This is a genomic window from Ruminiclostridium josui JCM 17888 (genome assembly GCF_000526495.1).
Taxonomy (GTDB): Bacteria; Bacillota; Clostridia; order Acetivibrionales; family DSM-1351; genus Ruminiclostridium; species Ruminiclostridium josui.
Map to the genome: position 1 here is coordinate 860,065 of NZ_JAGE01000001.1, position 24,222 is coordinate 884,286.

The window sequence follows — 24,222 nt, forward strand, 5'->3', positions numbered from 1 at the left end:
TCCTATTCAAGCGGAACCGCTGTCTGCTCTAAAATATTATTTATAATTTTCTCACCAGGATTACTCATATCAGCTGAAAGTCCTTTTGGTATTATTCTGTGTGCCAGAACAGGAACAGACATTGCTTTAATATCATCAGGTGTAACATATGTACGGTTTTTAAGGAGAGCATGAACCTGTGAGGCTTTCATAAGAGATAATGTACCTCTTGGGCTGACTCCCAGATGAACCCCCGAATGTTTTCTTGTTGCTTCTGCAATGTTTACTATGTATTCCATTATATCCTCTGAAACTTTCACTTTTGCGTATATCTCCGATGCCTCACATATTTCAGCAGCGGAAACAACTGACTTTAGCTCCGTAAGAGGATTGTTTTCCTTAAACCTTTTGAGAATATCTATTGAAGACTTACTATCGGGATACCCCATTGAAGTTTTAATCAAAAACCTATCCAGCTGGGCTTCAGGCAGCGGAAATGTTCCTTGAATTTCCACGGGATTCTGCGTAGCTATAACGAAAAATGGAGCAGCAAGTAATCGGGTCTCGCCGTCAATTGTCACCTGTTTTTCCTCCATACATTCCAGCATTGAGGACTGAGTACGTGGAGTAGCACGGTTTATCTCATCAGCAAGAACAATATTGGAGAATACCGGGCCAGGTCTGAAAGTGAAATTACTTTCCTTCTGGCTATAGAAATTTATACCCGTAACATCAGAGGGCAGCAAATCAGGTGTGAATTGTATGCGTCTGAAGCTGCAATCAAGGGAAGCGGCCAATGCTCTAGCAAAAACCGTTTTACCTGTTCCTGGAACATCCTCTAAAAGCATATGACCTCCAGTAATTATGCAAATTAACGACAAATCTATTATGTCTTCTTTACCAACAATTACTTTTGAAACATTTTCTTTTATTTTATTTGCTATTAGTCCAATATCTCCAAGCTCCATATATTTAACCACCTTTTCTAGATTTTCACATAATTATACCACATCTTATAAAGCGGTTACACATTATCAGACATTGTTTACCTTTTTCTTTCTTCCTTTTCCAAATATCTCATACAGCCCCATTAAAAGAAGGAATACTCCAAAAATACATTTTAAGGCTGTCCCGTTCATTGAAAGTGCTAGCTTAGAGCCCAACACAGCTCCCACAAGTCCTGAAATTACTATTGGTATACCCATTCTGAAGTTGACATTTTTATTTTTTATATGTATTACAAGTGCAACAATAGCCGTAGGAATAAAAAAGAGAAGGTTTACACTTTGTGCTATGTGCTGCTCTGGTTTAACGAAAATTACAAGAGCAGGTATAAGTATAGCTCCCCCGCCTATTCCCATACCACTTATTATTCCTGCTGCCAGACCTATTAAAATAACTGTCATAGCAAAATTCCCCTCCCATTTAAGTTTTATTCCTAAAAAATCATTCTTATTGCTGCAAGTATCATAAATATTCCAAATATTTTTCGAAGAATTTTTGAAGGACATTTATTCAAAAGAAAAGCCCCTATAGCCCCTCCCACAACTCCTCCGACCATTGCCTTCCATGTTATATTCCAATCAACATAATTATTAGTCAAATAGAAATAAACACTCACAATTGTCAATGGCAGAATAATAAGCAATGCAGTAGCGTGTGCCTTGTGTTCCTCTGCATCAAGGAGGAATACCATTGCAGGAACAGCTATGGTTCCACCTCCCGAGCCAAAAAGCCCGTTTGCTACTCCCGCAGCTATGCCTATCAGGATGTATTTCAGATATCTTGCAGTCCTACCTGAGAACGCCATTTAGCAACCTCCAAAAGTAATTACTTCTTATTGTTATTGTTTTATAATATATTTGATTATACACTGGTAATAATTCGTTAATTTGATATTTTCTGATGTCAAGAAATCCAAATATTAGGTTGAATAATAATATATTTAATTTTATAATTTATGTAGCTGTAACAAGCTATAAAACTATATTAGAAGAGGTATAATTTATGGATTCAAGCAACAACAGTTTATTAAAAAGCAAGCTTTTCAGATACGGTTGTTACCTGCTTCTTGCTCTGATTATAATATATATGTTCGGGAAGATAAAATTCTTTATCTCACCCTTTCAGAGTTTTGTATACTCAATAATCTTCCCTATACTCTTCGGAGGGTTGTTATATTATATCCTGCGGCCAATTGTTTTAACGCTGGAAAAGGGTAAGATTCCACATATATGGGCTATAGTCCTTGCTTTTGTTATTGTTCTTTCTGCATTAATCTTGTTAAGCTCATATACCGGCTCAATTATTAAATCCCAGTTTAACGACTTCGCAAAGAGTCTACCGTTCTTGTATGAAAAGGCTGAAAATACTATAAATAATCTTCTTTCAAGCAATTTGCTAAGTTATTTTAATGATTCAAATTTTCAGAGCTTAGACATAGCTGATAAAGTTTCCAATTTTCTGCAAAGTGCTGCCAAGAGTATAGGAAAAAATACAATTAACCTTATAGGCGCTATTACAAATATCGGTTCAGTAATTATTATTTTGCCGGTCATTTTGTTTTATTTTTTAAAAGACGGACATAAGTTTATGCCAAGTGTAGTAAGATTTTTCCCTGCTTCCCAAAAAGATAACATAAGAAAAATCTTAACTGATATAGATTTTGTACTGTCAAATTACATTGCAGGCCAGCTTCTTGTAGCTTTCTTTATAGGGCTTCTTATGTATATCGGCTACCTGATTATAGGCTTGAAATATTCCTTATTACTGGCAATATTCGCAATGATTACTTGTATTATCCCATTCTTCGGTCCATGGATAGGAATTGTTCCTGCCATACTTCTGTCATTAGCAGATAACCCATTTATGGCAGTAAAGATATTTCTAGTAATGACAATTGTTCAGCAAATAGATAATAATTTCATTTCACCTCAGGTAATGAAAAAGAGTATGGATATCCACCCACTAACAGTAATTCTGCTCTTAATGGGTATTATACCTATATTGGGATTCATAGGTTTGATAATAGTTATCCCTCTGTATTCTGCAATCAAAATTACAATTAAAAATATAATTGAAATGTACTACCCAAAATATGCAGAAACACTTAATCTGGATATACCAGATGAACCTGAAAAGCCTAAAAAAACACCAAAGTTCAGTTTCAAGAAGAAAAAGTAAAATTAATATTTATATCCAGAACTTCTGACCTGCTTCCGATACGGACCGTGGGACCCCATGTTCCGTATCCGCAGGATACTATTAGGTTAAAATTACCGTCTTTAAGGTAGCCGTTATCTTCTTCAAAAATACTATCGGTTACAAGACTAATGGGAAAAAACTGCCCCCCATGTGTATGGCCTGAAAGCTGCAAATCCACACCTTCCGTCCTTGATTCCGACAAGTCTTTAGGCTGATGGTCAAGCACAATAACCGGTAAGCTTTTATCTATACCTTCCAAAAGGTTACTAAGTTTTTCTCTACGATAGCCGCTGTCATCAGCCATATAATCCTCACGTCCTACCAGGTAAAAGCTGTTGTTAATCTTAACGCATTTATCTCTTAGCACAACAAGTCCGCTTTCTTCATACATTCTGGTTATCTCTTCAACATCATTTGAATAGTATTCGTGATTTCCCATAATGACATAAGCACCGAATCTTGTTTTAAGCCCTTTTAGTTCCTCCAGCATATTTGCTTTTTTGACTGGTTCTATTTCTCTGTCAATTAAGTCCCCTGTAATAACAGCAATATCCGGATTTAGGGAATTAATCTTCTCCACAGCCCTGCGAAGTCTGTCTCTACCTATAGTATCTCCAAGATGTACGTCAGAAATCATGGCACACTTTAACTTATCCATATCTCCAGCTTTTTTATTTACATTTACATCGTATGCAACTACCCTTGGAATAAAGGCATTGTATGTTCCCACAGCAAGTATAATTCCCACGAATAATACTACCGCCGCTGCCACCACCCAGGTTCTTTCTCTTAAGAAATCCGGAAGAATATTCAGCTTTTTTCCGAGGATTCTAAATACATCCAGTATAACAACAATTCCTATTAAGTAAACAAATGCTGCCAGCCAGTAGCCTCCCACCCTGTTAACTATGCGTTCAAGTCTGTCCGGTAGATATTTACCACCTATCATTCCTATAAAATAGGTGGATGCAAGTACGGCAATTATAGCCCAGTATGCATACTTATTTACAGGAACCTTTATATTTATAGATTTTAGTCCTCTTAATCCGATATAATAATTCAGAAAAGCATATGTAAGAAGCACAAAACCTGCTAGTATAAGTCTCATTTTTTCTCCTCTCAGTTCACATATTTATTAAAATAATTACCTTTATTTTCGAAAACAATACTGCTATCTAAATATATTAATAGTAATTTTTACATATATAATACATATTTTCAAGTATAATAAACTCTGCCCCACTAATAGGAAACAGGCTTTGTATACACAAATATTATTAGCAAAATTTGATTAAGATGTAGCAACTTAAATTTTAAAGAATGTATAAGCTTATTATGAATATATTTATAGTAATAATAGGTTGGGGGTTTTTATGAAATACATATATAAATCGGGAATTATAGTATCTTTCTTCTTTATTGTTCTTGCTATAACTACAATCTGTATAAGAGTAGACAATCAGAATCACAAATCAAATATAATCGGAGGCTCTGTCAAAGAATTAACACAGATTAAAGAAACTGATGAGGTATTATCCAGACAGACAATTTCCATTATGAAAGAAAAACGGAATAATTTCAATGAAACTTATTTCAGGCCATCCTCATTAAAGTCTCTAAATAACAATTTTATTGACTTTAACACCTTTTCAGAAACTTTTAAAGGAGGAACGGTTCCAGCTGAGTTAATGGATACTCCAGTTAAAACAATAGTCAATTATTTCAGTGTGCTCCAACAGGCTGAAAATCTTACAGCTGAAAAAACTGGAGGCTGCGGCACTGTGGGTTATGCCAAAGAGCCATATCCTATAGCATATCAGTTTCTTTCCGAAAGTAATAAGAAATCAATGTCCTACAATGAATATCTTGATTCCTTTCAAGGCATAGGACATATAAACCTCATAAAAGTAATACCAGTAATAACTGAAAATTCCAATGAAATCAAATATTTTTTGGAATTGGAAATTCTTGAAGGTACAAATACCGGTGGAACATCTTTCAACTACTATTTTGCTGAAATTTCACTTGTAAATGCAAATAACAGGTATTATATTGATTCGCTCTTGCTTTCTCCAGAGGACTTTTTCTGTGCTGCTTACCATGGCTGGTCTCAAAACGCAGAATCATATGTGGAAATAGTATATGGTAATTGGTGCGGTTTAATTAAAAAACAGTATACTCCTCAGCAAAATGATTTCACTAAGGAAATTGTCGTTGACGGAGTAAATGGCGACAAATACATGTTTAAGTTTGCAAAATTAACCAATGGTACAGATTTTCTTATAAACACACTTATACAAAAAGACGGTGCCTGGGTTCCTGTAAACATTGATGTTAATAAGTGCCTGGAAAAAATGAAAAAAGAAAAGGCATAACAGCCGTAATTAACAGTTGTTATGCCCTTTTATTTCTATGATTTAATGCTATTATAAACTCTTTTTGCGTATTCTTTTGCAGCTTTTATGTCATTTGCATCAGGATTCTTTCTGTTTGCAAATATAAAGAACTTTCCTTTGCAACAGAATGATTCATCAACAACATTTATACCCTTTTCTTTTAAAAGAGATTTAATTGTATTAATTGCCTGACCTGCTACGCCCTTTCCGTTAGTTCCAAAAACAGCTACATTTTTAACTCTGTCTTTGTTTAAAGTTCTAACAAACTCCAGTGTTTTTGGATCAGGCTTACCTGCGTATTCACCTGTACCGAGAAACAATAAGGCAACGTTTTCAGGCGGATATGCAGGGGGAATCTGTTCTGATTTCAATACATCATCCAACTCATCTGCAATTGCATCCGCAATCTTCTTGGTATTTCCACCTTTACTGTAATACAAAACCCATGTCTTCATTGCAATCTCCTCTACAAATATTGTTAAGTTTGTAAAAGACTTATTGGTTCTGCCGGATATATTTGTCTATGGCCTCTGCTGCTTTCTTTCCGGCACCCATTGCCAATATAACAGTAGCCGCGCCGGTAACAGCATCTCCACCGGCATAAACCCCACTCTTACTTGTTGCACCAGTCTCTTCTTCAACTATTATACCGCCCCAAGATTGTATGTCAAGTCCAGGAGTAGTAGAAGATATAAGGGGATTTGGAGACTGTCCTATTGCAATTATGACTGTTTCAAGGTCCACTACATGCTCAGAACCTTTCTTTTCTATAGGACGTCTTCTTCCTGACTTGTCAGGCTCACCAAGCTCCATTTCCACACATTCTATTCCTTTTACCCATCCGTCCTCTGTTCCAAGAATCTGTTTTGGATTGGTAAGAACCTTGAAAATAATTCCCTCTTCTTTTGCATGGTGAATTTCTTCAAGTCTAGCAGGCATTTCTGCTTCGGAACGTCTGTATATAATGTATACATTTTCGGCACCAAGGCGTTTTGCGCTTCTGGCTGCATCCATAGCAACATTACCGCCCCCTACAACTGCAACATTTTTCCCTACAAACACAGGGGTATCAGTATTTGGGAATTTATATGCACCCATAAGATTTATTCTTGTTAAAAACTCATTTGCAGAGTACACTCCGTTGTAGTTTTCTCCTGGAATACCCATAAAACTTGGCAGACCGGCACCAGAACCTATAAATACTGCCTTGTATCCTTCTGCTTTCAGCTCTTCAACTGATAGTACCCTACCTATTACCATATTTGTCTGTATATCAACTCCCAGGTCCTTCACAGTCTGGATTTCCCGCTGAACCAAAGCCTTTGGCAGACGGAACTCAGGAATTCCGTACATAAGAACCCCTCCAGGAACGTGGAATGCTTCAAAAATAGTTACTTCGTATCCCATTTTTGCAAGGTCTCCTGCACAAGTAAGTCCGGCAGGACCTGAACCTACAACTGCTACTTTTATACCATTACTTTCGGGCTTGTTAACAGAAATCTTTACGTTTTGCATGTACCAATCTGCTACAAACCTTTCAAGTCTACCTATTCCAACAGACTCACCTTTTTTTGCTCTTACACATAACATTTCACATTGGGATTCTTGGGGACAAACTCTTCCGCATACAGCAGGCAGACTGTTAGTTTCTCTTATTTTATAATAAGCATCCTCAAATTTTCCTTCAGCTACAAGCTGGATAAACTCAGGTATCTTTACGTTAACAGGGCAGCCGGAAACACATGGCTTGTGTTTGCAATTAAGGCATCTCTGTGCTTCTTCAATAGCCATTTTCTCATCATAACCCAGTGCAACTTCTTTAAAATTCTTATTTCTTATATCCGGCTCTTGCTCAGGCATTTTTACTTTAGTTAATGACATATTAGGCATTATTTTTTACACCCCCAAGTCTGCATACATGTATATCATTGGATTCTTTCTCCTGCTTTTTGTACATGTTCTGTCTTCTCATTGCTTCGTCAAAATCTACTTCATGTCCATCAAAGTCAGGTCCGTCTACACAAGCAAATTTCGTCTTTCCTCCCACTGTAAGCCTGCATCCTCCACACATTCCTGTTCCGTCAATCATTACCGGATTCATGCTTACCAATGTCTTAATGCCATATTCTTTGGTCAGGTTGCTAACAGCCTTCATCATTACGAGGGGCCCTATAGCAATAACCAAATCATACTTATTGCCTTCATCTATGAGCTGCTTTAACACATTAGTAACAAAACCTTTATTTCCGTTTGAACCGTCATCAGTTGCTACAACTAGCTTACTGCTGACTTTTTTCATTTCTTCTTCAAGAATAATAAGGTCTTTATTTCTAAATCCTGTAATAGCATGAACTTCTGCACCCAGGCTATGAAGTTTCTTGGCTTGTGGATAGGCTATAGCACTTCCAAGGCCTCCTCCTATAACAGCAACCTTCTTATAGCCTTCAAGATGAGAAGCGATTCCCAAGGGGCCTACAAAATCCAGAAGAGTATCTCCTTCATTCATTTCAGCCAGCTCACTTGTGGTCTTACCTACTATCTGATATATAATAGTAACAGTACCGTTTTCCCTGTCATAATCAGCAATAGTAAGAGGTATTCTTTCTCCCCCCTCAGATATCCTCAAAATGATAAATTGTCCTGGCTCCGCCTTCTTTGCTATTAATGGTGCGTCTATAGACATTAAAACTACTTGAGGATTCAACACTTGTTTTTTTACTATTTTAAACATCCTATTTTTCCCCCCCAATTGATATTATGGTTTTATAACGCTCTATGAGAAATTCTAATTTTAATTTTATAATTATCATGTACTAAAAGTCAACACAAACAATTTGATTAAACTATACCATTTATCGGTAATTCCATTCTTTTGAATTTTATGTATTTTTTGCTATTATTTCACCTATTTTAATATCTGTAACACCTTTCATAAGTGTATTCAAAACATCTTGCTCAGTTATGGTTTTTATAACATGCAAATCACGATCCAATACCTTTATTATATGAAATACATTGGAATAATCCATGGATTTTACTACATCCAGTATCTTAACATCTTCCAATACGGCAATTTCTCTTACGGGGAAAATACCTTTTTTGATAATAGCCGAACGTTTTAAAATGAAATTCTTCATATTCAAGATGGCGGCCTCCTTTTTACTTTTCCTTAAAAGAAGAATAATGTAAACTCCTATTAAGATAAAACTCCCATTGTACCTACTTTTTATTAATACAATGATTCCAATACATATAATCATAATTGAAAAAAACCATGAAAATCTATTCATAAATCTGTTTGCACGGAATAAACCCACTTTATCCGCCAGAAGTTCTATTACAATTCTGCCACCGTCAAGAGGAGGTATTGGAATCAAATTAAAAATAGCTAGCCATAAATTTATTGTTACGGCCAGCATAAGATTTACAGTTAGTCCTCCTGAAGGAGTCCTCCACATGCATACACAGTATATAATTATTGTAAAAACAACATTTACCAAAGGACCTGAAATGTAAATCAGAAGTTTTTGAGACTTGGAACATTGAAAATCCTCAATAGCTGCATTAATGCCTACAGGCAAAAGCCTTAAACTTCTGAGCTCAGCCCCGCACACTGCTCCGGCAACAATGTGGCCAAGTTCATGACAAATAATAAAACCCAAAGTCATAGAATATTCTACAAGAAGTCTTCCTATCATTGCCAACAAAAATACAGGAAGAATTAATAAATCTATCTGAATCCTTGTCCCTTTGAGCCGGAAATCCAAATTTGGCAATGCTTTAGTTACCTCCGTTAATAAGGTCAAAAAGCTTTCCCGGGTTAACTAACTTGTTATCCTTCCATACTTCAAAATGAAGATTTGAGCTTGACTCATCCTCTGAGTTACCCACCTTTGCAATCACATCACCTTGATTAACCTTTTGCCCTACTTTTGCAACCAAAATTGAGCAGTGTCCGTATAGAGTCGATATCCCATCATTATGCTTTATTTTTACATAATTATCATATTCAGGGTTCGATCCCACCTCAGTAACTTCTCCTGCTAATGCTGCCTTTATGGATGTTCCCATATTCGCCTCTATATCAATACCAGAATGGAACTGAGGATTTCCACTTAAAGGGTCTGTCCTTGTACCAAAGGGTGAAATTATTTCTCCTTTTATAGGAACAATAAATGAGTATTTATCTGCAATACTCTTTATTTCAATTTCGTCCAGTACCTGCATATTACTTCCTGATACAGAACTGCTGGTTGTACCCGCTGCCGCATTAACCCCATCATCTGAATCTATTTTATCTAAAACTGATGAAGTCTGAATATCATTACCTTCTTTACTGCTTTCACCCTCTGCTAAATTTTGAAGTTTGCCATCCCCTTTTGGAAGTTTTACGCCTAATGCAGTTGCCGCACTCATAATATATTTATTTACGTCATAGTTTACAGTTGTAATTACCTTAACCTTTGATATAAATGCATCTGTTGCAGGTGTATTTGCTGCCTTGCACAATGCTATTGAAGATAAAAAGACCACTACAATCAGCATTTTTGCAGCTGCAATTGTTGAAATAAGATCATTGTTTGTATTTCTTCTGTTTCTCCGGGGAGTACCGGTAGGTCGGGAATATTTTGGTCTTTCAATAATTTCATCCATGACTTACACCCTTTCTTTGGCTGATTAATTATATAAATTATATTTATTTATTTGAAAGAATATTCCATTTAGAAGATTTTATTGTTAACAAAAAAGATACCCTAGTATATGTAGGATATCTTTTAAAATAATACTCTGTTTAAATAATTTAATCCTGCCTTAGCAGTTCTCTCCACGCAAGGTCTCCACGTTCAAGACCCTTTATAAGAACCTCGGCAGATGCTATATTGGTAGCAAAAGGAATATTGTTCACATCACAATGCTTGAATAACAGGTAATTATTGTGGTCTTCTTCACTATTTGCATCCCTGAAATAAATAAGTAAATCAATTTCATCGCAAGCAATTCTGGCTGACAATTGCTGTGCACCCAGACTGCCGTATGCAAGAAGATTGACATTCAACCCTGTGGCTTTGTTGATCATAATACCTGTAGATCGTGTCGCTATTATATGATGATCTTGAAGAATTGACTTGTATGCTATGCAAAAGCTTGTCATTAATTCTTTTTTGTTATCATGAGCTATAAATGCTATATTCATCTAACCAATCACTTGCCTTTGAGTTTATTTGCCTGCATTTTTTACGTTTTTTATAGGAATATTTGCAATAAGAGCCGGAACTACTCTGTCACCTTCTTCACTTTTGGTTCTAGTTAACTGTATATCGAGTGCACCCTCATCAATTTCCATATAATGTTGTATTACTTTTATTATTTCGCCCTTAACCATTTCTAAAAATTCAGGAGAAACGTTAGCTCTGTCATGAATAAGCACCAATTGAAGCCTTTCTTTGGCTACATCCTTAGACGGCTTGGATCTGCCAAAGATTTTAGAGAAATCTATCAGCATACTACTAACCCTCCTTACGTATTTTTAAATCCCAATAATTTTTTAAACTTGTTCAAAAATCCTTCATCATTTTCAAGATTCATAATAGGTACATCTTCACCTTGTATTCTTCTGGTTACATTCCTGTATGCTTGTCCTGCAAGAGATTTTTCATCAGTTACCGCAGGCTCACCTTTGTTTGTAGACACAACAATTTTTTCATCGTCAGGTACCACACCTATCAAGTCTATAGCCAGTATATCAATAATATCATCTATGGTCATCATGTCTCCACGCTTAACCATATCAATTCTTACTCTGTTTATTAAAAGTTTGGGATTTCTTAGTTCATTTGCTTCAAGCAATCCTACAATACGGTCAGCATCTCTTACCGCTGAAACCTCTGGTGTTGTTACTACTATTGCTCTGTTTGCTCCGGCAATAGCGTTTTTAAAGCCTTGCTCGATTCCTGCCGGACAATCTATTATTATGTAATCAAATTCACTTTTCAATTCATTAACAAGATTTATCATCTGCTCAGGTACTACCGCAGACTTGTCTCTTGTCTGTGCTGCGGGCAGCAAATACAATCCTTCGTACCTTTTATCTTTTATCAGAGCCTGCTTCACTCTGCAAACTCCTTCAATAACGTCAACCAAATCGTACACGATTCTGTTTTCTAAGCCCATTACAACATCCAGATTTCTTAGTCCTATATCAGTATCCACAAGCACAACCTTTTTACCAGCCAGTGCCAGACCTGTACCAATGTTGGCAGTTGTTGTAGTCTTACCTACTCCACCCTTTCCGGATGTAATTACAATTACCTCGCCCATACAGCATTGCCTCCAATTCTAAGAAGAAAATATATAAAAAAGAGAATTATTTCAAGTTCATATACATTAAACTATATATTTGTTTTTTCAATTTGTCAATATTGCAGCCTTTTTGAATAGGGCTATCTGGCAGGTAAAAACCGTTCTACATAAAGGGTATCATCCTTTACATATGCCAGTTCAGGTATAGGATTCCCAACTACTCCTTTTTCATCAGGAGGACGTGTTATAATGTCTGCTATTCTAAGTTGTGTGGGATTCAACCCCAAAGCTGCTACAATTGCTTCCTTATTTCCATCACTGCCTGCATGAACTACTCCTCTTAGCAAGCCCATTACAACTATATTTCCGGTAGCTTCAACTACTGCACCGGGATTAACATCCCCAAGTATTACTAGATTTCCGTCAAAATTCACCAATTGTCCTGACCGGACAGTGCCTCTGTAAAACTTTGTCTGTCCCTCTTCTATTCCCTTAAAGAACATATATTTTTTTATCTGATTCTTTCTTTCAACAGCCTTGTCCTGTGATACATTACTTGCTACTGCCTGCACCTGTTCTTTATCTTCTTCAAATGACTCTATCCTTGCTCCGCTTTCTTTTACAAGTATTTCCAACAGCTGAGACTTCTCTTCTTCGTTAAGGAGTCTGCCTCTATACTTTACTGCCAGCTTCGCACCTCTGAAGAATTTACCTGCGGAGTTTACTTTGTCCCTCATACATTGTAGAATTTCACTAAATGCAGGCTCGTCCTTTAAAATAATTGTCAAACCGTTTACAGTCCCTTTAAAAGTTACTGAACTTTCATCCATAATTTTACCCTCCACCTGCCTAACCCTGCGGCATAAATACTTTACTTGGTCAATTGAACTATATCTGCTTTAACAGTATAATCCTTATTGCCTGTTCCGTTTGAATCAAAGTAATATTTAAGTATATCCTTTGCAATAGGTGCTGTGTAAGCACCAAATACACCTCTTTCAACTACTACAGCTACTGCTATCTGAGGCTTATCAGCCGGAGCGTAGCATATAAATAATGCATTTGATGACTGAGTTGCTTCCATTCCTGTTTCAGCTGTACCTGTTTTTCCGGCAACTTTTACAGGCAAATCCTTGAATTTATCTGCAGCTGTTCCATCTGTTGCATTGGCAACCGCAATCATTCCCTGCTGAATTGCTTTCATATTTTCTTTCTTAACCGGAATTATTTCATATTCTGGCTTTGTTTCAGTTACAATAGAGCCATCATACTTTACAACTCTCTTTATTATATGAGGTTTTAAATGCTTACCTCCATTAGCAATAGTAGCTGCATAATTTGCAAGCTGTATTGGGGTAAAGCTGTTATACATCTGGCCTATTGATGACTGTGCAGTGTCCGCAGCAGTCCAGGGATATGGCTCTACGGTCTTTTTATATTCTCTTGAGGAAATAATTCCCTTACTTTCACCTAAGAGGTCAATTCCCGTCTTTTGACCCAGTCCAAACCTTTTGGCCCATTTTACTATATTATCAATCCCAACCCTATTACCAAGGTTGTAAAAGTATGGGTTTGATGACTTCTGTATTGCAGTTATAAGATTAACTGTTCCTAAACCTGCACGATATTGGTTATACTCAATTGACTTTAGCATCAAACCGTCATATTGCTCGTATCCTTTATCAAAATATGTTTCATATGGAGTTGTCTTTCCTTCCTCTAATGCAGCAATTCCAACCAATGGCTTAAAGGTTGAGCCAGGTGTATATATTCCTGCAATGGCTCTGTTATACTCCGAAGTAGTTTTATTTTTAGGATCTGCCAAGGCTGCTTTAGCTTTTTTTGCAGCCTTATCGTCAGGGTCTGCTATAAATATGGATGGGTCATAACTTGGATAATTTGCCAGTGCAAGTACTTCCCCAGTATTAACATCTATAGCAACCGCTGCTCCTGCAAAAGCATCATGATGATTTTTTTTGTTGTTGGACTCCCGGATAAGCTTTATATTTTTTGCCAGGGAATCCATGGCTACCTTTTGAAGTCCCATATCAATAGTTAAAACAACGTCACTACCGGGCTTTACCGCTTCTTCACTAACTATTCTGGGCTTTCCGTTATCATCTATCTCAACACGTCTGTAACCGTTAGTACCTCTCAGATACCCTTCGGTAGTCAGTTCTACTCCTGACTTTCCTATAATATCTGTCATTTTATAGCCTGCATCGCTGTTTTTTGCCAGTTCTTCAGCATCTATAGGTCCTACATGACCAATTAACTGTCCTGCATAATGTGCATCAACATATTTCCTGCTAGGAACACTCTCTATTATTATTCCCGGAAATTCATCACTCCGTTCTTCCAATTCTGCAATTGTCTTTGTACTGATTGAATCTGCAAGAACAGGGTCCATTGAAATTCCTTGAAATCTGAGTGCCATAATATCGTAAGCATCCTTATCAGAGTACTTATCATCAACCTTGAACACCATATCCTTGAAATATTCATATATTTCTTCAGGTGTAGACTCTTGATCAAAACCCTTAAATTCATAGCCTGTCATTATTTTTAGAGTTTTTCTTCTATTTTCATTATTTTTTAACATAGAGCCAAAACCAATCGGGTATGTCATATACTTTGAGAAAGTATTTACGTGTGAGTCACCGTTCTTCTCAAGAACTCTTAAAAGCTTATACATCATTTCATTTAGCTTTTTCGACCCAAGCCCAGTATCCATCAAGAAAATAGAATAGCTAGTAGAATTTATAGCTATAGGAACACCATATCTATCAAGTATATTCCCACGTTCAGCCAAAATGGTAGTGGATCTCCTTATTTTACTTTGGGACTGTGTATAGTAGTTTTCGCCCTGAACCAACTGCATATTTGCCAGCTGGTAAACAATTACGGAGAAAATTAAAACTAAAGCTATTCCCACAATGGTATATCTGTCTTTAAAAAACTGTTTCATTTAACCTCTAAACCTCATTTAGTACCTGTTTTTTTCTTCAACCTCTAAAAATTTCCTATCCAGCAATATGATAATTAAAAATATAAGAATACCCAAAACACAGTTTACTAGTGATTCCGGTAAAATCACAGTTTTTAGTGTTGTAATAAACTCAATTTTTAGACCCAGCAAATAGGATATAAATATAATTGCTGACTCAAAAACGTATGTAGATAAAAAAGTACAAAAAGCCATTACAAGCATATTTTCCTTGAATAGCCTTTTATTTATATTACCCAGTGTAAGTCCTAGGAGCATTCCTACAAGTGCATGATATCCTAAGGCAACACCTATTACGGCATCCATGCACAATCCTGCAGCAAAACCCACAGCGGCGCCGTCGGTCTTGCCTTTCAGCAGTGAAATGCTTACTATTAAAATAATCACAAGATTCGGAGATACTCCAAAAATTGCAAAGTTATTCAAAAATGTAACCTGTGCAGTTACAAATATGAATATAAGTATAGCATATAAAATTACTTTGTTTCTCATTTGTCTGAATTTTCCATTTCTGACTTTGATTGTGCTTCTTTGTTTCTTAGTATTACCACTTGATTTAGTCTTTTTAAATCCGCAGCCGGCTGAATAATTGCATATCTGTCAAGATCACTTTCCCCGGATCTAATTTCCTTGACTGTCCCAATGATAATACCTTTTGGATAAATTCCCCCTATTCCAGAGGTTTCAATTACATCCCCCTGAATCAGGTCAAGTTCTGCAGGAATATATTCCAATTTACACAAGCCCTCTTTTTCCAGCTTAATATCTCCCTTTACAACCACATAGTCACCACTTTTGGCAACAATGGCACTTACAGAACTGCCGTCTTCAATAATGCTTATGATTTTGGAGGAAAAAGGCTGTGCAGACACTACTTTTCCCACAAGTCCCTTACTGGTAATAACCGGCATGTTATAATCAATTCCGTTAGCAGACCCTTTATCCGTTAAAAAGATATTAAAGAGATTTCCGCTATCCCTGGCTATTATATTGGCACCAACAAAATCAGAGTCTGCTAGCTGATCTTTCAAATCAAAAACTTTACGCAAGTCTTCATTTTCCCTTTTCAGCCTTAAATACTCAGTTCTTTCGTTATTTAACTTATCAATTTTTTCTCTTAATTCCTTGTTTTCAGCCTGCAGTCTTTGGACATTATCAAAAAGGTTGATACCTTCCTCAACCTTCTGCCCAGTGTAGGAAAATGCCTTTTCAACAGATGTAAATGGTACTGAAATCAAGTTTCCAATCCAATTTATATTGCTTGCCGGATTTACGGTCAAGCCTATACAAACAATAAGAATTAAAATTATTATTGTTACTATCAATGCCCTGCTTTTAAAATACTTCAAGGAATACTTCTCCTCTCTTAACCCACCTATTTAAAGCTTTTACTTATTTTAACCTCTGTGGTGCTAAAAGAACCTTCTTTAATGTTTCTATTTCCTCAAGAACTTTGCCTGTTCCCAAAGCAACACAATCAAGAGGATTTTCTGCTATTGATACAGGCATACCCGTCTCCTGCTTTATCAGCTTATCCAAGCCATCAAGAAGTGCTCCTCCTCCTGTTAACATTATTCCTCTATCCATAATATCCGCAGCCAACTCAGGGGGAGTTTTTTCAAGAGTAAATTTGATGGAATCTATTATGGCATTAACAGGCTCCTTCAATGCCTCATTTATTTCAGTGGAAGTTATCTCTATGTTTTTTGGTAAACCTGTAATAAGGTCTCTTCCCCTTATCATCATTTTTTCTTCTTTTGCCTTAGGAAAAGCACTGCCTATTGTAACTTTAATTTCCTCAGCAGAACGCTCACCTATCATAAGACTGTATTCCTTTTTAATGTAGTGAGCAATTGATTCGTCCAATTCATCACCGGCAATTCTAAGGGACTTACTTGTAACAATACCTCCAAGAGATATTACCGCAACTTCTGAAGTACCTCCCCCTATATCAACAACCATACTACCAGAAGGTTCTTCTACAGGTAATTCTGCACCAATTGCTGCTGCCATGGGCTCTTCAATAAGATAAGCCTCTTTTGCTCCTGCCTGTAAAGTTGCATCTTCAACAGCTCTCTTTTCAACCTCTGTTACACCTGACGGAACACATATTACAACTCTTGGCTTGCTAAATCTGCCTTGAGACATAGCCTTTTTTATAAAGTACTTTATCATATTCTGAGTTATGTCAAAATCAGCTATAACTCCATCTTTCATAGGTCTAATTGCTACAATATTGCCCGGGGTACGCCCAATCATTTCCTTTGCGGCTTCTCCTACCGCCAATACTTCGTTATTCTTAATGTTAACTGCCACAACAGACGGCTCTCTGACAACAATTCCTTTTCCTTTAACATGTACCAGTGTATTCGCTGTTCCTAAATCTATACCTATATCTCTTGCAAAAAAACTCATTAAGTAGTACCTCCTGTGTATTTTAGCTAAATATATCCTTGTTCTTTTAAACTCACATATCTTCCATCACCCAGTACAATATGATCCAATACCTTTATTCCCAATATGTCTCCAGCATTTACAAGTCTTTCAGTAGTACGTATATCTTCGCTACTAGGTGTAGGATCTCCGCTGGGATGATTATGTACAAAAATAATACTGTTACAACCGCATTTTACAGCTTCGCTGAAAACTTCTCTGGGATGAACAATAGAAGCATTCAAACTGCCTGTTGAAATACTCTCTATTTTCATCACTTTATTTTTTGTATCCAGCAAAATAGCTTTGAACATTTCCTTTTTAAGGTATCGCATTTCTTCCATCATAAGGTTACTTACATCACCGGCACTTTTGATAAAATGACGTACAACTCCGTTGCTGGTTGCTATTCTTTTTGAAAACTCAAGCACAGCTTTTATCTGAATGGCTTTTACACGACCAATTCCCTTAACTCTCATAAGCTGCTCAATAGAGAGGTTGTTAAGTGAGGAAAGTCTTCCGTCATGGGAAAGCTTTAAAACCATCTGTGCAAGCTCCACAGCTGTGTAAGATTTTGTTCCTGTCTTAATTACTATAGCAAGCAATTCGGCGTTTGACAGGCGCTCTGCCCCCACTTCCGACATTTTTTCATAAGGCCTCTCACATACGGGAAGTTCTTTTATTTTTAACCTATCCATGGTTAACCTCGTTATTTTTTGAACAATCTATTCAACTCACATATCTTTCATTATACCATGTTTTTATTTCAATTACATCGTCATTATGTGTTTTGAAGTCGCAATTTTAAGAACTTGCTATCATAAAGCTTTTATTTAATGACACTTTCCTTAAGCTTTTCCAACATATAACTCAATCTAGTTAATGGAAGCCCCACAACATTTGAATAACAACCATTTATTCCCTTTACTAATACCGAGCCTAAGCCCTGTACTGCATAAGAGCCTGCCTTATCAAATGCCTCACCTGTTTTAATATAAGCTCTGATTTTTTCATCATCCAACTCTATAAATTGAACAATGGTTGTTTCATGTTCTATAAGCTCAATATTATTATCCAGGTCTAGTAAGCATATTCCTGTAATAACCTCATGTTCCTTGCCACTAAGTTTTTTGAGCATCTGAAATGCATCTTCAGAATCTTTAGGCTTTCCTAAAATCTCATTATCAATGACAACAATGGTATCTGCACCTAAAACCAAACCTTTCTTTATTCTGTTGGAAACATCTTTAGCTTTGTTATATGCAAGCTGTTCTGCTTTTTGAGCCGGAGTACCTGTCAGCTCGTTTATATTCTCATCAATTTCGCTTGGAATAATTTCAAAGGGTAATTTTATTTGCTGCAGTAAATCTTTTCTTCTGGGTGACGATGATGCCAAAACTATACTTCTCATTTATTATTTCCTCTTACAAATTGGATATTTTTTTAAATATTATATATTTTTATAGGTATTATTTCAAATGTATTGTAGCTTGGTAATTAACCTTTTATGTATTATTTACATTGCAGTATAATATTAGTAATGTATTATATGGATGTATTTATAGATATTACATGTCTTTTTAAAATATATTATTGATAAATATTACTTCTCAAGTATTTATTTTCGAAGTATAATATAATAAACTATTAAAAATAATGTTCAGCAGGTTTTCCAGATCCAAATTAAATTAATTAAAGTAAGTTGGTGATTGAATGAGAATAGAAAAAGTTAATGAAAATGTACTGAAGGTCACAATCACATTAAATGACCTGGAAGAAAGAAATATAGATATTTCTTCTCTGAATTATAATTCACCTGCCGCCCAGGAATTATTCTGGGATATGATGGAACGTGCCGAAGAAGAGTATGGTTTCGCATCCGGGGATTCTCAATTGGTGTTTGAAGCTTCTCCTGAAAGCGAAGACGGATTTGTAGTAACTATTACAAAGATTGACTCAGACGGTGAATTTGAATCCATTCATAAATATATTAAAAGCAAATACAAGAATTCTGATTTGAGACAGAAAAAGAAAAAAAGCAAGGTTTGCTCCACTTTGAACATATACTGTTTTGATTCAATTGAAGACTTATGCCAATTGGCAAAACGGATTTACACTTTGTACAATGGTGACAGTTCTGTTTACCGGCTTAAAAATAGCTACTATCTTCTGCTTGCCGGTTCTTCATCCTCTCCCAAGCTGGACATAATCATGGATGAGTACTCTGTACATGTGGGAAATGCTAACTTTTTCGAAGGCTATCTTAATGAATACGGAGAGAAAATTATCCGGGAAAACGCTTTAGAAACTTTAAACGTTTACTTTTAACTAACCGCTAAAAACGGCTGCATGGGATGCAGCCGTTTTTATTCTATTTGTTATTCATTACCAAATCAATTACCTTGTCATAAGCTTTTGCCAGGTCAAATACATCATCATCAATAAGAGTGTCCTCTTCTATCAATACTTTTCCCTCATCGTCATATATAGTTTTGGATACTCTTTTACCATTGAGAAACTCTCGGTGTTTCTTTTCCATAAGCTCACTCATTGAACCCGATTCAATATTTTCGCCAATGATTTCATTGTTTGTTTGGATTGAATCTGAACTATGGTTTTCTACTCCTGATTCTAACTTTGAAATATCATCTGCAAGAGTAGCTTCAACATTTTCCTGTACAACAATTAGATTTTTACCAAATGTTATAACGCTTTCTCTTGGAATTAATCTTATATTATTTTGGTCTTTAACTGAAATAAACTCTAATGCAAATATTAAACAGTTGTTATCCTCATCTATATAGATATCCCCTATCTCACCTATTAGGCTTCCCTTTTTAGTCATAACTCTTGTACCTTTAACAGGTATATTTTTCTGGAGATGGTCTATGGCAGCGGGTATTTTACTAATATCACTTATTACGGCTTCATTTTCAATGGTAAGTGCATATTCACCGATTCCTATTACATCCTTTGCAGAAATTACTTTTGCATTTAGAATCTGTATTCCGTTTTCTACTACCACATAGTCAACTGCGCCTTTTGCAGCATTAACTATAACTCCCTTTACCTTACCAACTTCTTCACCATCGCAGATGCTAATTATAGGTAAACCTATTATCTCTTCAGTTTTTTTCATTAAAGATGTTCCTCCTTGAAAAATGTAAAACAAAAACTTCCTCTATTGTAAGTTTTTTAAAATTTCTCTTCTAATTTCCGGTTTTAATTCATTACCGTACCTTTGTGCAACACTATTCAAGATGCTGCAAGCCAATTCATTAAGTCCCAATTCCTTATACAGAGTACAAATGTCCAATACTACCCAAAAAACCATATCATTACTGAGACTGCCATAGTTCAAAGCCTTTGTATAGTGCTGTACAGCCAGCTCTTTCTGACCTTTTACTTTGCAGTCAAAAGCTTTCAATACCAATATTTCTGATTCATTGACAGGTTCATAAGTAGGTTCCGCAATTTCTTGTTTGGGGGTATCTTCTAAAGCTTCAACACAAGCAGCAGCTTCTTCAACAGTTGAGTCAAATTCACTATTTTCCTCAACTGATAAATCCTCTGATAAATCCTCCTCAAAGGTTTCATTGTTCTCGGGGATTTCAGGTGTCTTATTTTCTGATATTTCGGGTTTAAAATAACTCTTTGTCCTTACAAAAAACCTTTCTATTACCAAACTGCAATTTATTGAACTTAGCCTGTCAGGAAGACAAACAGAAACAATTATGCTTATGGTAAAAGCCAAGATTAAAAAGAAAATAGAAGCTATAATTACAAAAAATAAAAATTCAATCTTAGGATTAATATTCCAAAAACTATCTATATATCCAAATATAGTATTATAAGCCGGATTGAAAGTAATACCTAGAATAACCGATCCTAATGAAATCGACAATAAAGTACCCAAATCAAGCTCTCTTGATTTATATAAATAGTAAAAAGCCATCAAAGTTGTAATTAGTATAGTCGCAGTTGCCATTATACTATTTGTCATATGGTCCTCCGGATATAACTCTCTAATTATCATTAGTATACATAATTGTACTAAAAATATTATATTCGTCATAAATCGACAAAATTCCTTCTTGATTTTAATTTTTTTAAAAATAGCTCTGTTAAAGCCTAATGTTATTTTATCAATTCTTTTCTCAAACATGAAAAAGACCTCCTAAATACGAAGGCCTAAGCATTTATAAACTTTAGAATTTTAATGATAATACCTAAATTTCCATTAATTTCTCTTCAGTTTACAATAGCAGAGTTCTTTATAGTATGAGTACCATAATCTTTATATGCTATCTTTTTGATTATACTTTATGTGATTTTCCCGAATTTTGTCACTGTAATTGCCACTGCCGTCATATCCTTCTTGCATTTTATTTTAACATTTATTTAATAATATGGCAATATAATACTTTATCATACTCTTGAAACTAAAAAACAGCTCCAAAGGATAAAACCCTCACAGCTGTTTTCAGTAATATTTTGTTGGTTTAAGTTATTTTAAACTGTCCTTTTTATATACCAACGCATTTTCCAATACGGTATGCATATCAGAAGCACATATGAAATTTAAAGACTGTCTTACATTCTCAGGTATTTCTTCTATATCTTTTTTATTGTCCACCGGAAGAATTATAGTCTCAATTCCAGCTCTATGTGCTGCCAGCACCTTTTCTTTCAATCCACCGATTGGAAGAACTCTGCCTCTTAAGGTAATTTCCCCTGTCATAGCTACCTTTCTGTTTACCGGCACTCCTGACAAGGCAGATACCATTGCCGTTGCAAGTGTAATTCCGGCTGATGGTCCGTCTTTAGGAATTGCACCTTCGGGAACATGAATGTGTATGTCATTTTTTTCATAAAACTTCTCATCTATTTTCAATTCTGTGCATCTTGATCTTATGAAACTCATAGCAGCCTTGGCGGATTCTTTCATAACATCGCCCAAATGCCCTGTGAGTTCCAACTTACCGTTCCCCTGCATAAGGTTTACTTCTATGGAAAGTGTGTCACCTCCAACAGGTGTCCATGCAAGCCCTGTGGCAATACCAATTTCATCCTTTTCCCCTGCATAATCAAATCTGAATCTCTTAACACCAAGGAATTTTTCAAGGTTGTTCTTGTTTACTGTAACTGATTTTTTATTTTCAGATACCAAAATCTTTGCAACTTTTCTGCAAACAGAGCCTATCTCTCTTTCAAGATTTCTTACTCCTGCTTCACGGGTATAGTAATTGATTATATCTCTTATGGTTTTTTCATCTATTCTTATATTTTTTGATGTAAGTCCGTGAAGCTTAATCTGCTTTGGAAGCAGATATTTCATAGCTATATTTGCCTTGTCCTCCTCAGTATAACTGGAAAGATTAATTACTTCCATTCTATCAAGCAGTGGCCTTGGTATTGTATCCAAAGTGTTTGCAGTAGTAAGGAACATTGCATTTGACAGATTAAAAGGCAATTCAATATAGTGGTCTCTGAAAGCAAAGTTTTGCTCTGAATCCAGCACTTCCAGCATTGCTGAGGCAGGGTCACCTCTAAAATCAGAGCTCATTTTATCTATTTCATCCAGAAGTATCAAAGGATTGTTTGAGCCTGCCTGTTTTAAGGCTGATATAATTCTTCCTGGCATTGAGCCCACATATGTTCTTCTGTGTCCTCTTATCTCTGACTCATCCTTAACACCGCCAAGAGAGATACGTACATAGTTCCTGTTCAGTGCTTTTGCAATAGACTTTGCAATGGATGTCTTACCCACTCCCGGTGGTCCTACAAGACAAAGAATAGGGCCTTTCAGGCTGTTTTTCAGCTTCTGGACCGCTAAATATTCTATTATTCTTTCCTTTACCTTCGTAAGACCGTAGTGGTCCTTTTCCAGAATTTCTTCTGCACTTTTCAAATCTATATGCTCTTGTGTTGATTTATTCCATGGCAAGTCAAATATCCAATCAAGGTAGGTTCTAATCACACCGCCTTCGGCAGAGCCCTGCGGCATTTTCAAAAGCCTATCCAATTCCTTATTAACCTTCTTTTCAACCTCTTCCGGAAGTCCGGCTGATTTTAATTTTTCTCTGTACTCCTCTACCTCACCGGCAATCCCATCTCTATCGCCAAGTTCAGTTTGAATTGCCTTCATCTGTTCACGAAGATAGTATTCTTTCTGGAGCTTATCTATTTGCTTTCTTACTTTTGCGTTTATATCTTTTTCAATCTCAAGTATTTCTATTTCCTGATATAAGATTTCCAGTAGTTTTTCAACCCTTCTTAATGGGTGAAATTCTGAAAGTATGGCCTGCTTCTGCTCAACCTTCAGAGGTATATTATTTGCTATTATATCGGAAACCTGACTTATATTGCTAATCTCCACAACCGAAAGAGCTGTATCAGGAGAAATCTTCCCGCTTAGTTTTACATAATCTTCAAAGGCCGAAATTAGCCTTCTTTTTAAAGCTTCTACTTCATTTCCCTCAAAGTCCTCTTCTTCTACCCTTGTTTCAACCACTTCTACAATGAAAAAAGGATCATCTTGGACAATTTTCTTTATTTCAGCTCTGTTTATACCTTCAACAAGAACTCTTATTGTATCACCCTGTAGTTTAAGTAACTGCTTAACCTTTGATACAGTACCGATTGAATAAATATCATCAGCACCTGGAGAATCAGTGGAAGCATCTTTTTGTGCTACAAGAAAAATCAGTTGGTCATTGATCATTGCCTCTTCGAGTGCCTTTATGGATTTATCCCTTCCTACATCAAAGTACAGGGTCATAAAAGGGAAAACCGTTAGTCCCCTGAGCGGAAGCAGCGGTAATTGTTTTTTCTGTTTTTTTTCACTTTTGTCAGCCATGTCTATCCTCTCATTTTTCCATAAAATATTCCAATTAGCATTAA

Annotated in this window: 25 protein-coding genes; 3 read left to right on the top strand and 22 right to left on the bottom strand. The window is 36.0% G+C overall.

All coding sequences use genetic code 11. From position 1 onward, the window contains the following. Positions 1-2: 2 nt before the first annotated feature. The 3 genes from K412_RS0104070 to K412_RS0104080 form a co-directional block, all read right to left on the bottom strand. Positions 3-947 (bottom strand): AAA family ATPase, encoded by a 945-nt coding sequence (locus tag K412_RS0104070; protein ID WP_024831932.1) that lies wholly within the window; start codon positions 945-947, stop codon positions 3-5. A gap of 66 nt (positions 948-1,013) precedes the next feature. After that, positions 1,014-1,385, bottom strand: a complete 372-nt coding sequence (locus tag K412_RS0104075; protein WP_024831933.1) for a sulfite exporter TauE/SafE family protein — start codon at positions 1,383-1,385, stop codon at positions 1,014-1,016. A gap of 32 nt (positions 1,386-1,417) precedes the next feature. Then, positions 1,418-1,789: a sulfite exporter TauE/SafE family protein gene (locus K412_RS0104080; RefSeq protein ID WP_024831934.1), complete on the bottom strand. Its 372-nt coding sequence runs from the start codon at positions 1,787-1,789 to the stop codon at positions 1,418-1,420. A 197-nt stretch (positions 1,790-1,986) separates the two neighbouring features. Here K412_RS0104080 and K412_RS0104085 point away from each other — a divergent pair, with 197 nt between their 5' ends. Then, positions 1,987-3,162 (top strand): AI-2E family transporter, encoded by a 1,176-nt coding sequence (locus K412_RS0104085; RefSeq protein WP_024831935.1) that lies wholly within the window; start codon positions 1,987-1,989, stop codon positions 3,160-3,162. On the opposite strand, the gene K412_RS0104090 is transcribed toward K412_RS0104085, so the two are convergent. After that, complete coding sequence (locus tag K412_RS0104090; protein ID WP_024831936.1) at positions 3,146-4,291, bottom strand: metallophosphoesterase; 1,146 nt, start codon at positions 4,289-4,291, stop codon at positions 3,146-3,148. The two genes, K412_RS0104085 and K412_RS0104090, sit on opposite strands and share 17 nt — an antisense overlap. A gap of 265 nt (positions 4,292-4,556) precedes the next feature. Here K412_RS0104090 and K412_RS0104095 point away from each other — a divergent pair, with 265 nt between their 5' ends. Next, complete coding sequence (locus K412_RS0104095; RefSeq protein ID WP_024831937.1) at positions 4,557-5,558, top strand: hypothetical protein; 1,002 nt, start codon at positions 4,557-4,559, stop codon at positions 5,556-5,558. Between the two features lie 35 nt (positions 5,559-5,593). Here K412_RS0104095 and K412_RS0104100 read toward each other — a convergent pair whose 3' ends face one another. The 15 genes from K412_RS0104100 to K412_RS0104170 form a co-directional block, all read right to left on the bottom strand. Further along, on the bottom strand, positions 5,594-6,034 hold the full coding sequence (locus K412_RS0104100; RefSeq protein ID WP_024831938.1) for a flavodoxin family protein: 441 nt from the start codon (positions 6,032-6,034) through the stop codon (positions 5,594-5,596). A gap of 40 nt (positions 6,035-6,074) precedes the next feature. Continuing rightward, entirely contained in the window at positions 6,075-7,469 is a 1,395-nt protein-coding gene (gltA, locus tag K412_RS0104105; RefSeq protein WP_024831939.1) for an NADPH-dependent glutamate synthase, read from the bottom strand. After that, positions 7,462-8,310, bottom strand: coding sequence for a sulfide/dihydroorotate dehydrogenase-like FAD/NAD-binding protein (locus tag K412_RS0104110; RefSeq protein WP_024831940.1), 849 nt, complete (start codon positions 8,308-8,310; stop codon positions 7,462-7,464). Before K412_RS0104110 ends, gltA begins: the two co-directional genes overlap by 8 nt. A 148-nt stretch (positions 8,311-8,458) precedes the next feature. Then, complete coding sequence (locus tag K412_RS0104115; protein ID WP_024831941.1) at positions 8,459-9,355, bottom strand: site-2 protease family protein; 897 nt, start codon at positions 9,353-9,355, stop codon at positions 8,459-8,461. A gap of 4 nt (positions 9,356-9,359) precedes the next feature. Beyond that, on the bottom strand, positions 9,360-10,232 hold the full coding sequence (locus tag K412_RS0104120; RefSeq protein ID WP_024831942.1) for a M23 family metallopeptidase: 873 nt from the start codon (positions 10,230-10,232) through the stop codon (positions 9,360-9,362). Positions 10,233-10,380: 148 nt separating this feature from the next. After that, positions 10,381-10,773, bottom strand: a complete 393-nt coding sequence (locus tag K412_RS0104125; RefSeq protein ID WP_024831943.1) for a methylglyoxal synthase — start codon at positions 10,771-10,773, stop codon at positions 10,381-10,383. Between the two features lie 24 nt (positions 10,774-10,797). Further along, positions 10,798-11,082, bottom strand: a complete 285-nt coding sequence (gene minE / locus K412_RS0104130) for a cell division topological specificity factor MinE (RefSeq protein ID WP_024831944.1) — start codon at positions 11,080-11,082, stop codon at positions 10,798-10,800. Positions 11,083-11,096: 14 nt separating this feature from the next. Further along, complete coding sequence (gene minD / locus K412_RS0104135; protein ID WP_024831945.1) at positions 11,097-11,897, bottom strand: septum site-determining protein MinD; 801 nt, start codon at positions 11,895-11,897, stop codon at positions 11,097-11,099. Positions 11,898-12,019: 122 nt separating this feature from the next. Further along, positions 12,020-12,709: a septum site-determining protein MinC gene (gene minC, locus K412_RS0104140; protein WP_024831946.1), complete on the bottom strand. Its 690-nt coding sequence runs from the start codon at positions 12,707-12,709 to the stop codon at positions 12,020-12,022. Between the two features lie 41 nt (positions 12,710-12,750). Next, entirely contained in the window at positions 12,751-14,847 is a 2,097-nt protein-coding gene (gene mrdA, locus K412_RS0104145) for a penicillin-binding protein 2 (RefSeq protein WP_024831947.1), read from the bottom strand. A gap of 18 nt (positions 14,848-14,865) precedes the next feature. After that, positions 14,866-15,378 (bottom strand): rod shape-determining protein MreD, encoded by a 513-nt coding sequence (gene mreD, locus K412_RS0104150; protein ID WP_024831948.1) that lies wholly within the window; start codon positions 15,376-15,378, stop codon positions 14,866-14,868. Continuing rightward, complete coding sequence (gene mreC / locus K412_RS0104155; protein ID WP_024831949.1) at positions 15,375-16,235, bottom strand: rod shape-determining protein MreC; 861 nt, start codon at positions 16,233-16,235, stop codon at positions 15,375-15,377. The genes mreD and mreC overlap by 4 nt, the downstream gene beginning before the upstream one ends. Before the next feature lie 43 nt (positions 16,236-16,278). Beyond that, a complete protein-coding gene (locus K412_RS0104160) occupies positions 16,279-17,301 on the bottom strand; it encodes a rod shape-determining protein (protein WP_024831950.1) in 1,023 nt (340 codons plus the stop codon). 26 nt (positions 17,302-17,327) lie between these two features. Continuing rightward, positions 17,328-18,017, bottom strand: a complete 690-nt coding sequence (gene radC, locus K412_RS0104165) for a RadC family protein (protein ID WP_024831951.1) — start codon at positions 18,015-18,017, stop codon at positions 17,328-17,330. A gap of 131 nt (positions 18,018-18,148) precedes the next feature. Further along, entirely contained in the window at positions 18,149-18,730 is a 582-nt protein-coding gene (locus K412_RS0104170; protein ID WP_024831952.1) for a Maf family protein, read from the bottom strand. Between the two features lie 302 nt (positions 18,731-19,032). On the opposite strand from K412_RS0104170, the gene K412_RS0104175 reads away from it, so the two are divergent. Continuing rightward, positions 19,033-19,647 carry an adaptor protein MecA gene (locus tag K412_RS0104175; RefSeq protein ID WP_024831953.1) on the top strand — a complete coding sequence of 205 codons (615 nt, stop codon included), beginning with the start codon at positions 19,033-19,035 and terminating at the stop codon, positions 19,645-19,647. A 43-nt stretch (positions 19,648-19,690) separates the two neighbouring features. Here the strand turns inward: K412_RS0104175 and K412_RS0104180 are convergent, their stop codons facing one another. The 3 genes from K412_RS0104180 to lon form a co-directional block, all read right to left on the bottom strand. Then, complete coding sequence (locus K412_RS0104180; protein WP_024831954.1) at positions 19,691-20,458, bottom strand: PRC-barrel domain-containing protein; 768 nt, start codon at positions 20,456-20,458, stop codon at positions 19,691-19,693. Positions 20,459-20,500: 42 nt separating this feature from the next. Further along, positions 20,501-21,322: a hypothetical protein gene (locus tag K412_RS0104185; protein ID WP_024831955.1), complete on the bottom strand. Its 822-nt coding sequence runs from the start codon at positions 21,320-21,322 to the stop codon at positions 20,501-20,503. A 504-nt stretch (positions 21,323-21,826) separates the two neighbouring features. Next, entirely contained in the window at positions 21,827-24,178 is a 2,352-nt protein-coding gene (lon, locus tag K412_RS0104190) for an endopeptidase La (RefSeq protein WP_024831956.1), read from the bottom strand. Between the last annotated feature and the right edge of the window lie 44 nt (positions 24,179-24,222).

What these genes read in the sequence shown, in the direction of transcription:
- K412_RS0104070 (WP_024831932.1), bottom strand. Translation starts at nt 947, where the DNA reads ATGGAGCTTGGAGATATTGGACTAATAGCAAATAAAATAAAAGAAAAT.
- K412_RS0104075 (WP_024831933.1), bottom strand. Translation starts at nt 1,385, where the DNA reads ATGACAGTTATTTTAATAGGTCTGGCAGCAGGAATAATAAGTGGTATG.
- K412_RS0104080 (WP_024831934.1), bottom strand. Translation starts at nt 1,789, where the DNA reads ATGGCGTTCTCAGGTAGGACTGCAAGATATCTGAAATACATCCTGATA.
- K412_RS0104085 (WP_024831935.1), top strand. Translation starts at nt 1,987, where the DNA reads ATGGATTCAAGCAACAACAGTTTATTAAAAAGCAAGCTTTTCAGATAC.
- K412_RS0104090 (WP_024831936.1), bottom strand. Translation starts at nt 4,291, where the DNA reads ATGAGACTTATACTAGCAGGTTTTGTGCTTCTTACATATGCTTTTCTG.
- K412_RS0104095 (WP_024831937.1), top strand. Translation starts at nt 4,557, where the DNA reads ATGAAATACATATATAAATCGGGAATTATAGTATCTTTCTTCTTTATT.
- K412_RS0104100 (WP_024831938.1), bottom strand. Translation starts at nt 6,034, where the DNA reads ATGAAGACATGGGTTTTGTATTACAGTAAAGGTGGAAATACCAAGAAG.
- gltA (WP_024831939.1), bottom strand. Translation starts at nt 7,469, where the DNA reads ATGCCTAATATGTCATTAACTAAAGTAAAAATGCCTGAGCAAGAGCCG.
- K412_RS0104110 (WP_024831940.1), bottom strand. Translation starts at nt 8,310, where the DNA reads ATGTTTAAAATAGTAAAAAAACAAGTGTTGAATCCTCAAGTAGTTTTA.
- K412_RS0104120 (WP_024831942.1), bottom strand. Translation starts at nt 10,232, where the DNA reads ATGGATGAAATTATTGAAAGACCAAAATATTCCCGACCTACCGGTACT.
- K412_RS0104125 (WP_024831943.1), bottom strand. Translation starts at nt 10,773, where the DNA reads ATGAATATAGCATTTATAGCTCATGATAACAAAAAAGAATTAATGACA.
- minE (WP_024831944.1), bottom strand. Translation starts at nt 11,082, where the DNA reads ATGCTGATAGATTTCTCTAAAATCTTTGGCAGATCCAAGCCGTCTAAG.
- minD (WP_024831945.1), bottom strand. Translation starts at nt 11,897, where the DNA reads ATGGGCGAGGTAATTGTAATTACATCCGGAAAGGGTGGAGTAGGTAAG.
- minC (WP_024831946.1), bottom strand. Translation starts at nt 12,709, where the DNA reads ATGGATGAAAGTTCAGTAACTTTTAAAGGGACTGTAAACGGTTTGACA.
- mrdA (WP_024831947.1), bottom strand. Translation starts at nt 14,847, where the DNA reads ATGAAACAGTTTTTTAAAGACAGATATACCATTGTGGGAATAGCTTTA.
- mreD (WP_024831948.1), bottom strand. Translation starts at nt 15,378, where the DNA reads ATGAGAAACAAAGTAATTTTATATGCTATACTTATATTCATATTTGTA.
- K412_RS0104160 (WP_024831950.1), bottom strand. Translation starts at nt 17,301, where the DNA reads ATGAGTTTTTTTGCAAGAGATATAGGTATAGATTTAGGAACAGCGAAT.
- radC (WP_024831951.1), bottom strand. Translation starts at nt 18,017, where the DNA reads ATGGATAGGTTAAAAATAAAAGAACTTCCCGTATGTGAGAGGCCTTAT.
- K412_RS0104170 (WP_024831952.1), bottom strand. Translation starts at nt 18,730, where the DNA reads ATGAGAAGTATAGTTTTGGCATCATCGTCACCCAGAAGAAAAGATTTA.
- K412_RS0104175 (WP_024831953.1), top strand. Translation starts at nt 19,033, where the DNA reads ATGAGAATAGAAAAAGTTAATGAAAATGTACTGAAGGTCACAATCACA.
- K412_RS0104180 (WP_024831954.1), bottom strand. Translation starts at nt 20,458, where the DNA reads ATGAAAAAAACTGAAGAGATAATAGGTTTACCTATAATTAGCATCTGC.
- K412_RS0104185 (WP_024831955.1), bottom strand. Translation starts at nt 21,322, where the DNA reads ATGACAAATAGTATAATGGCAACTGCGACTATACTAATTACAACTTTG.
- lon (WP_024831956.1), bottom strand. Translation starts at nt 24,178, where the DNA reads ATGGCTGACAAAAGTGAAAAAAAACAGAAAAAACAATTACCGCTGCTT.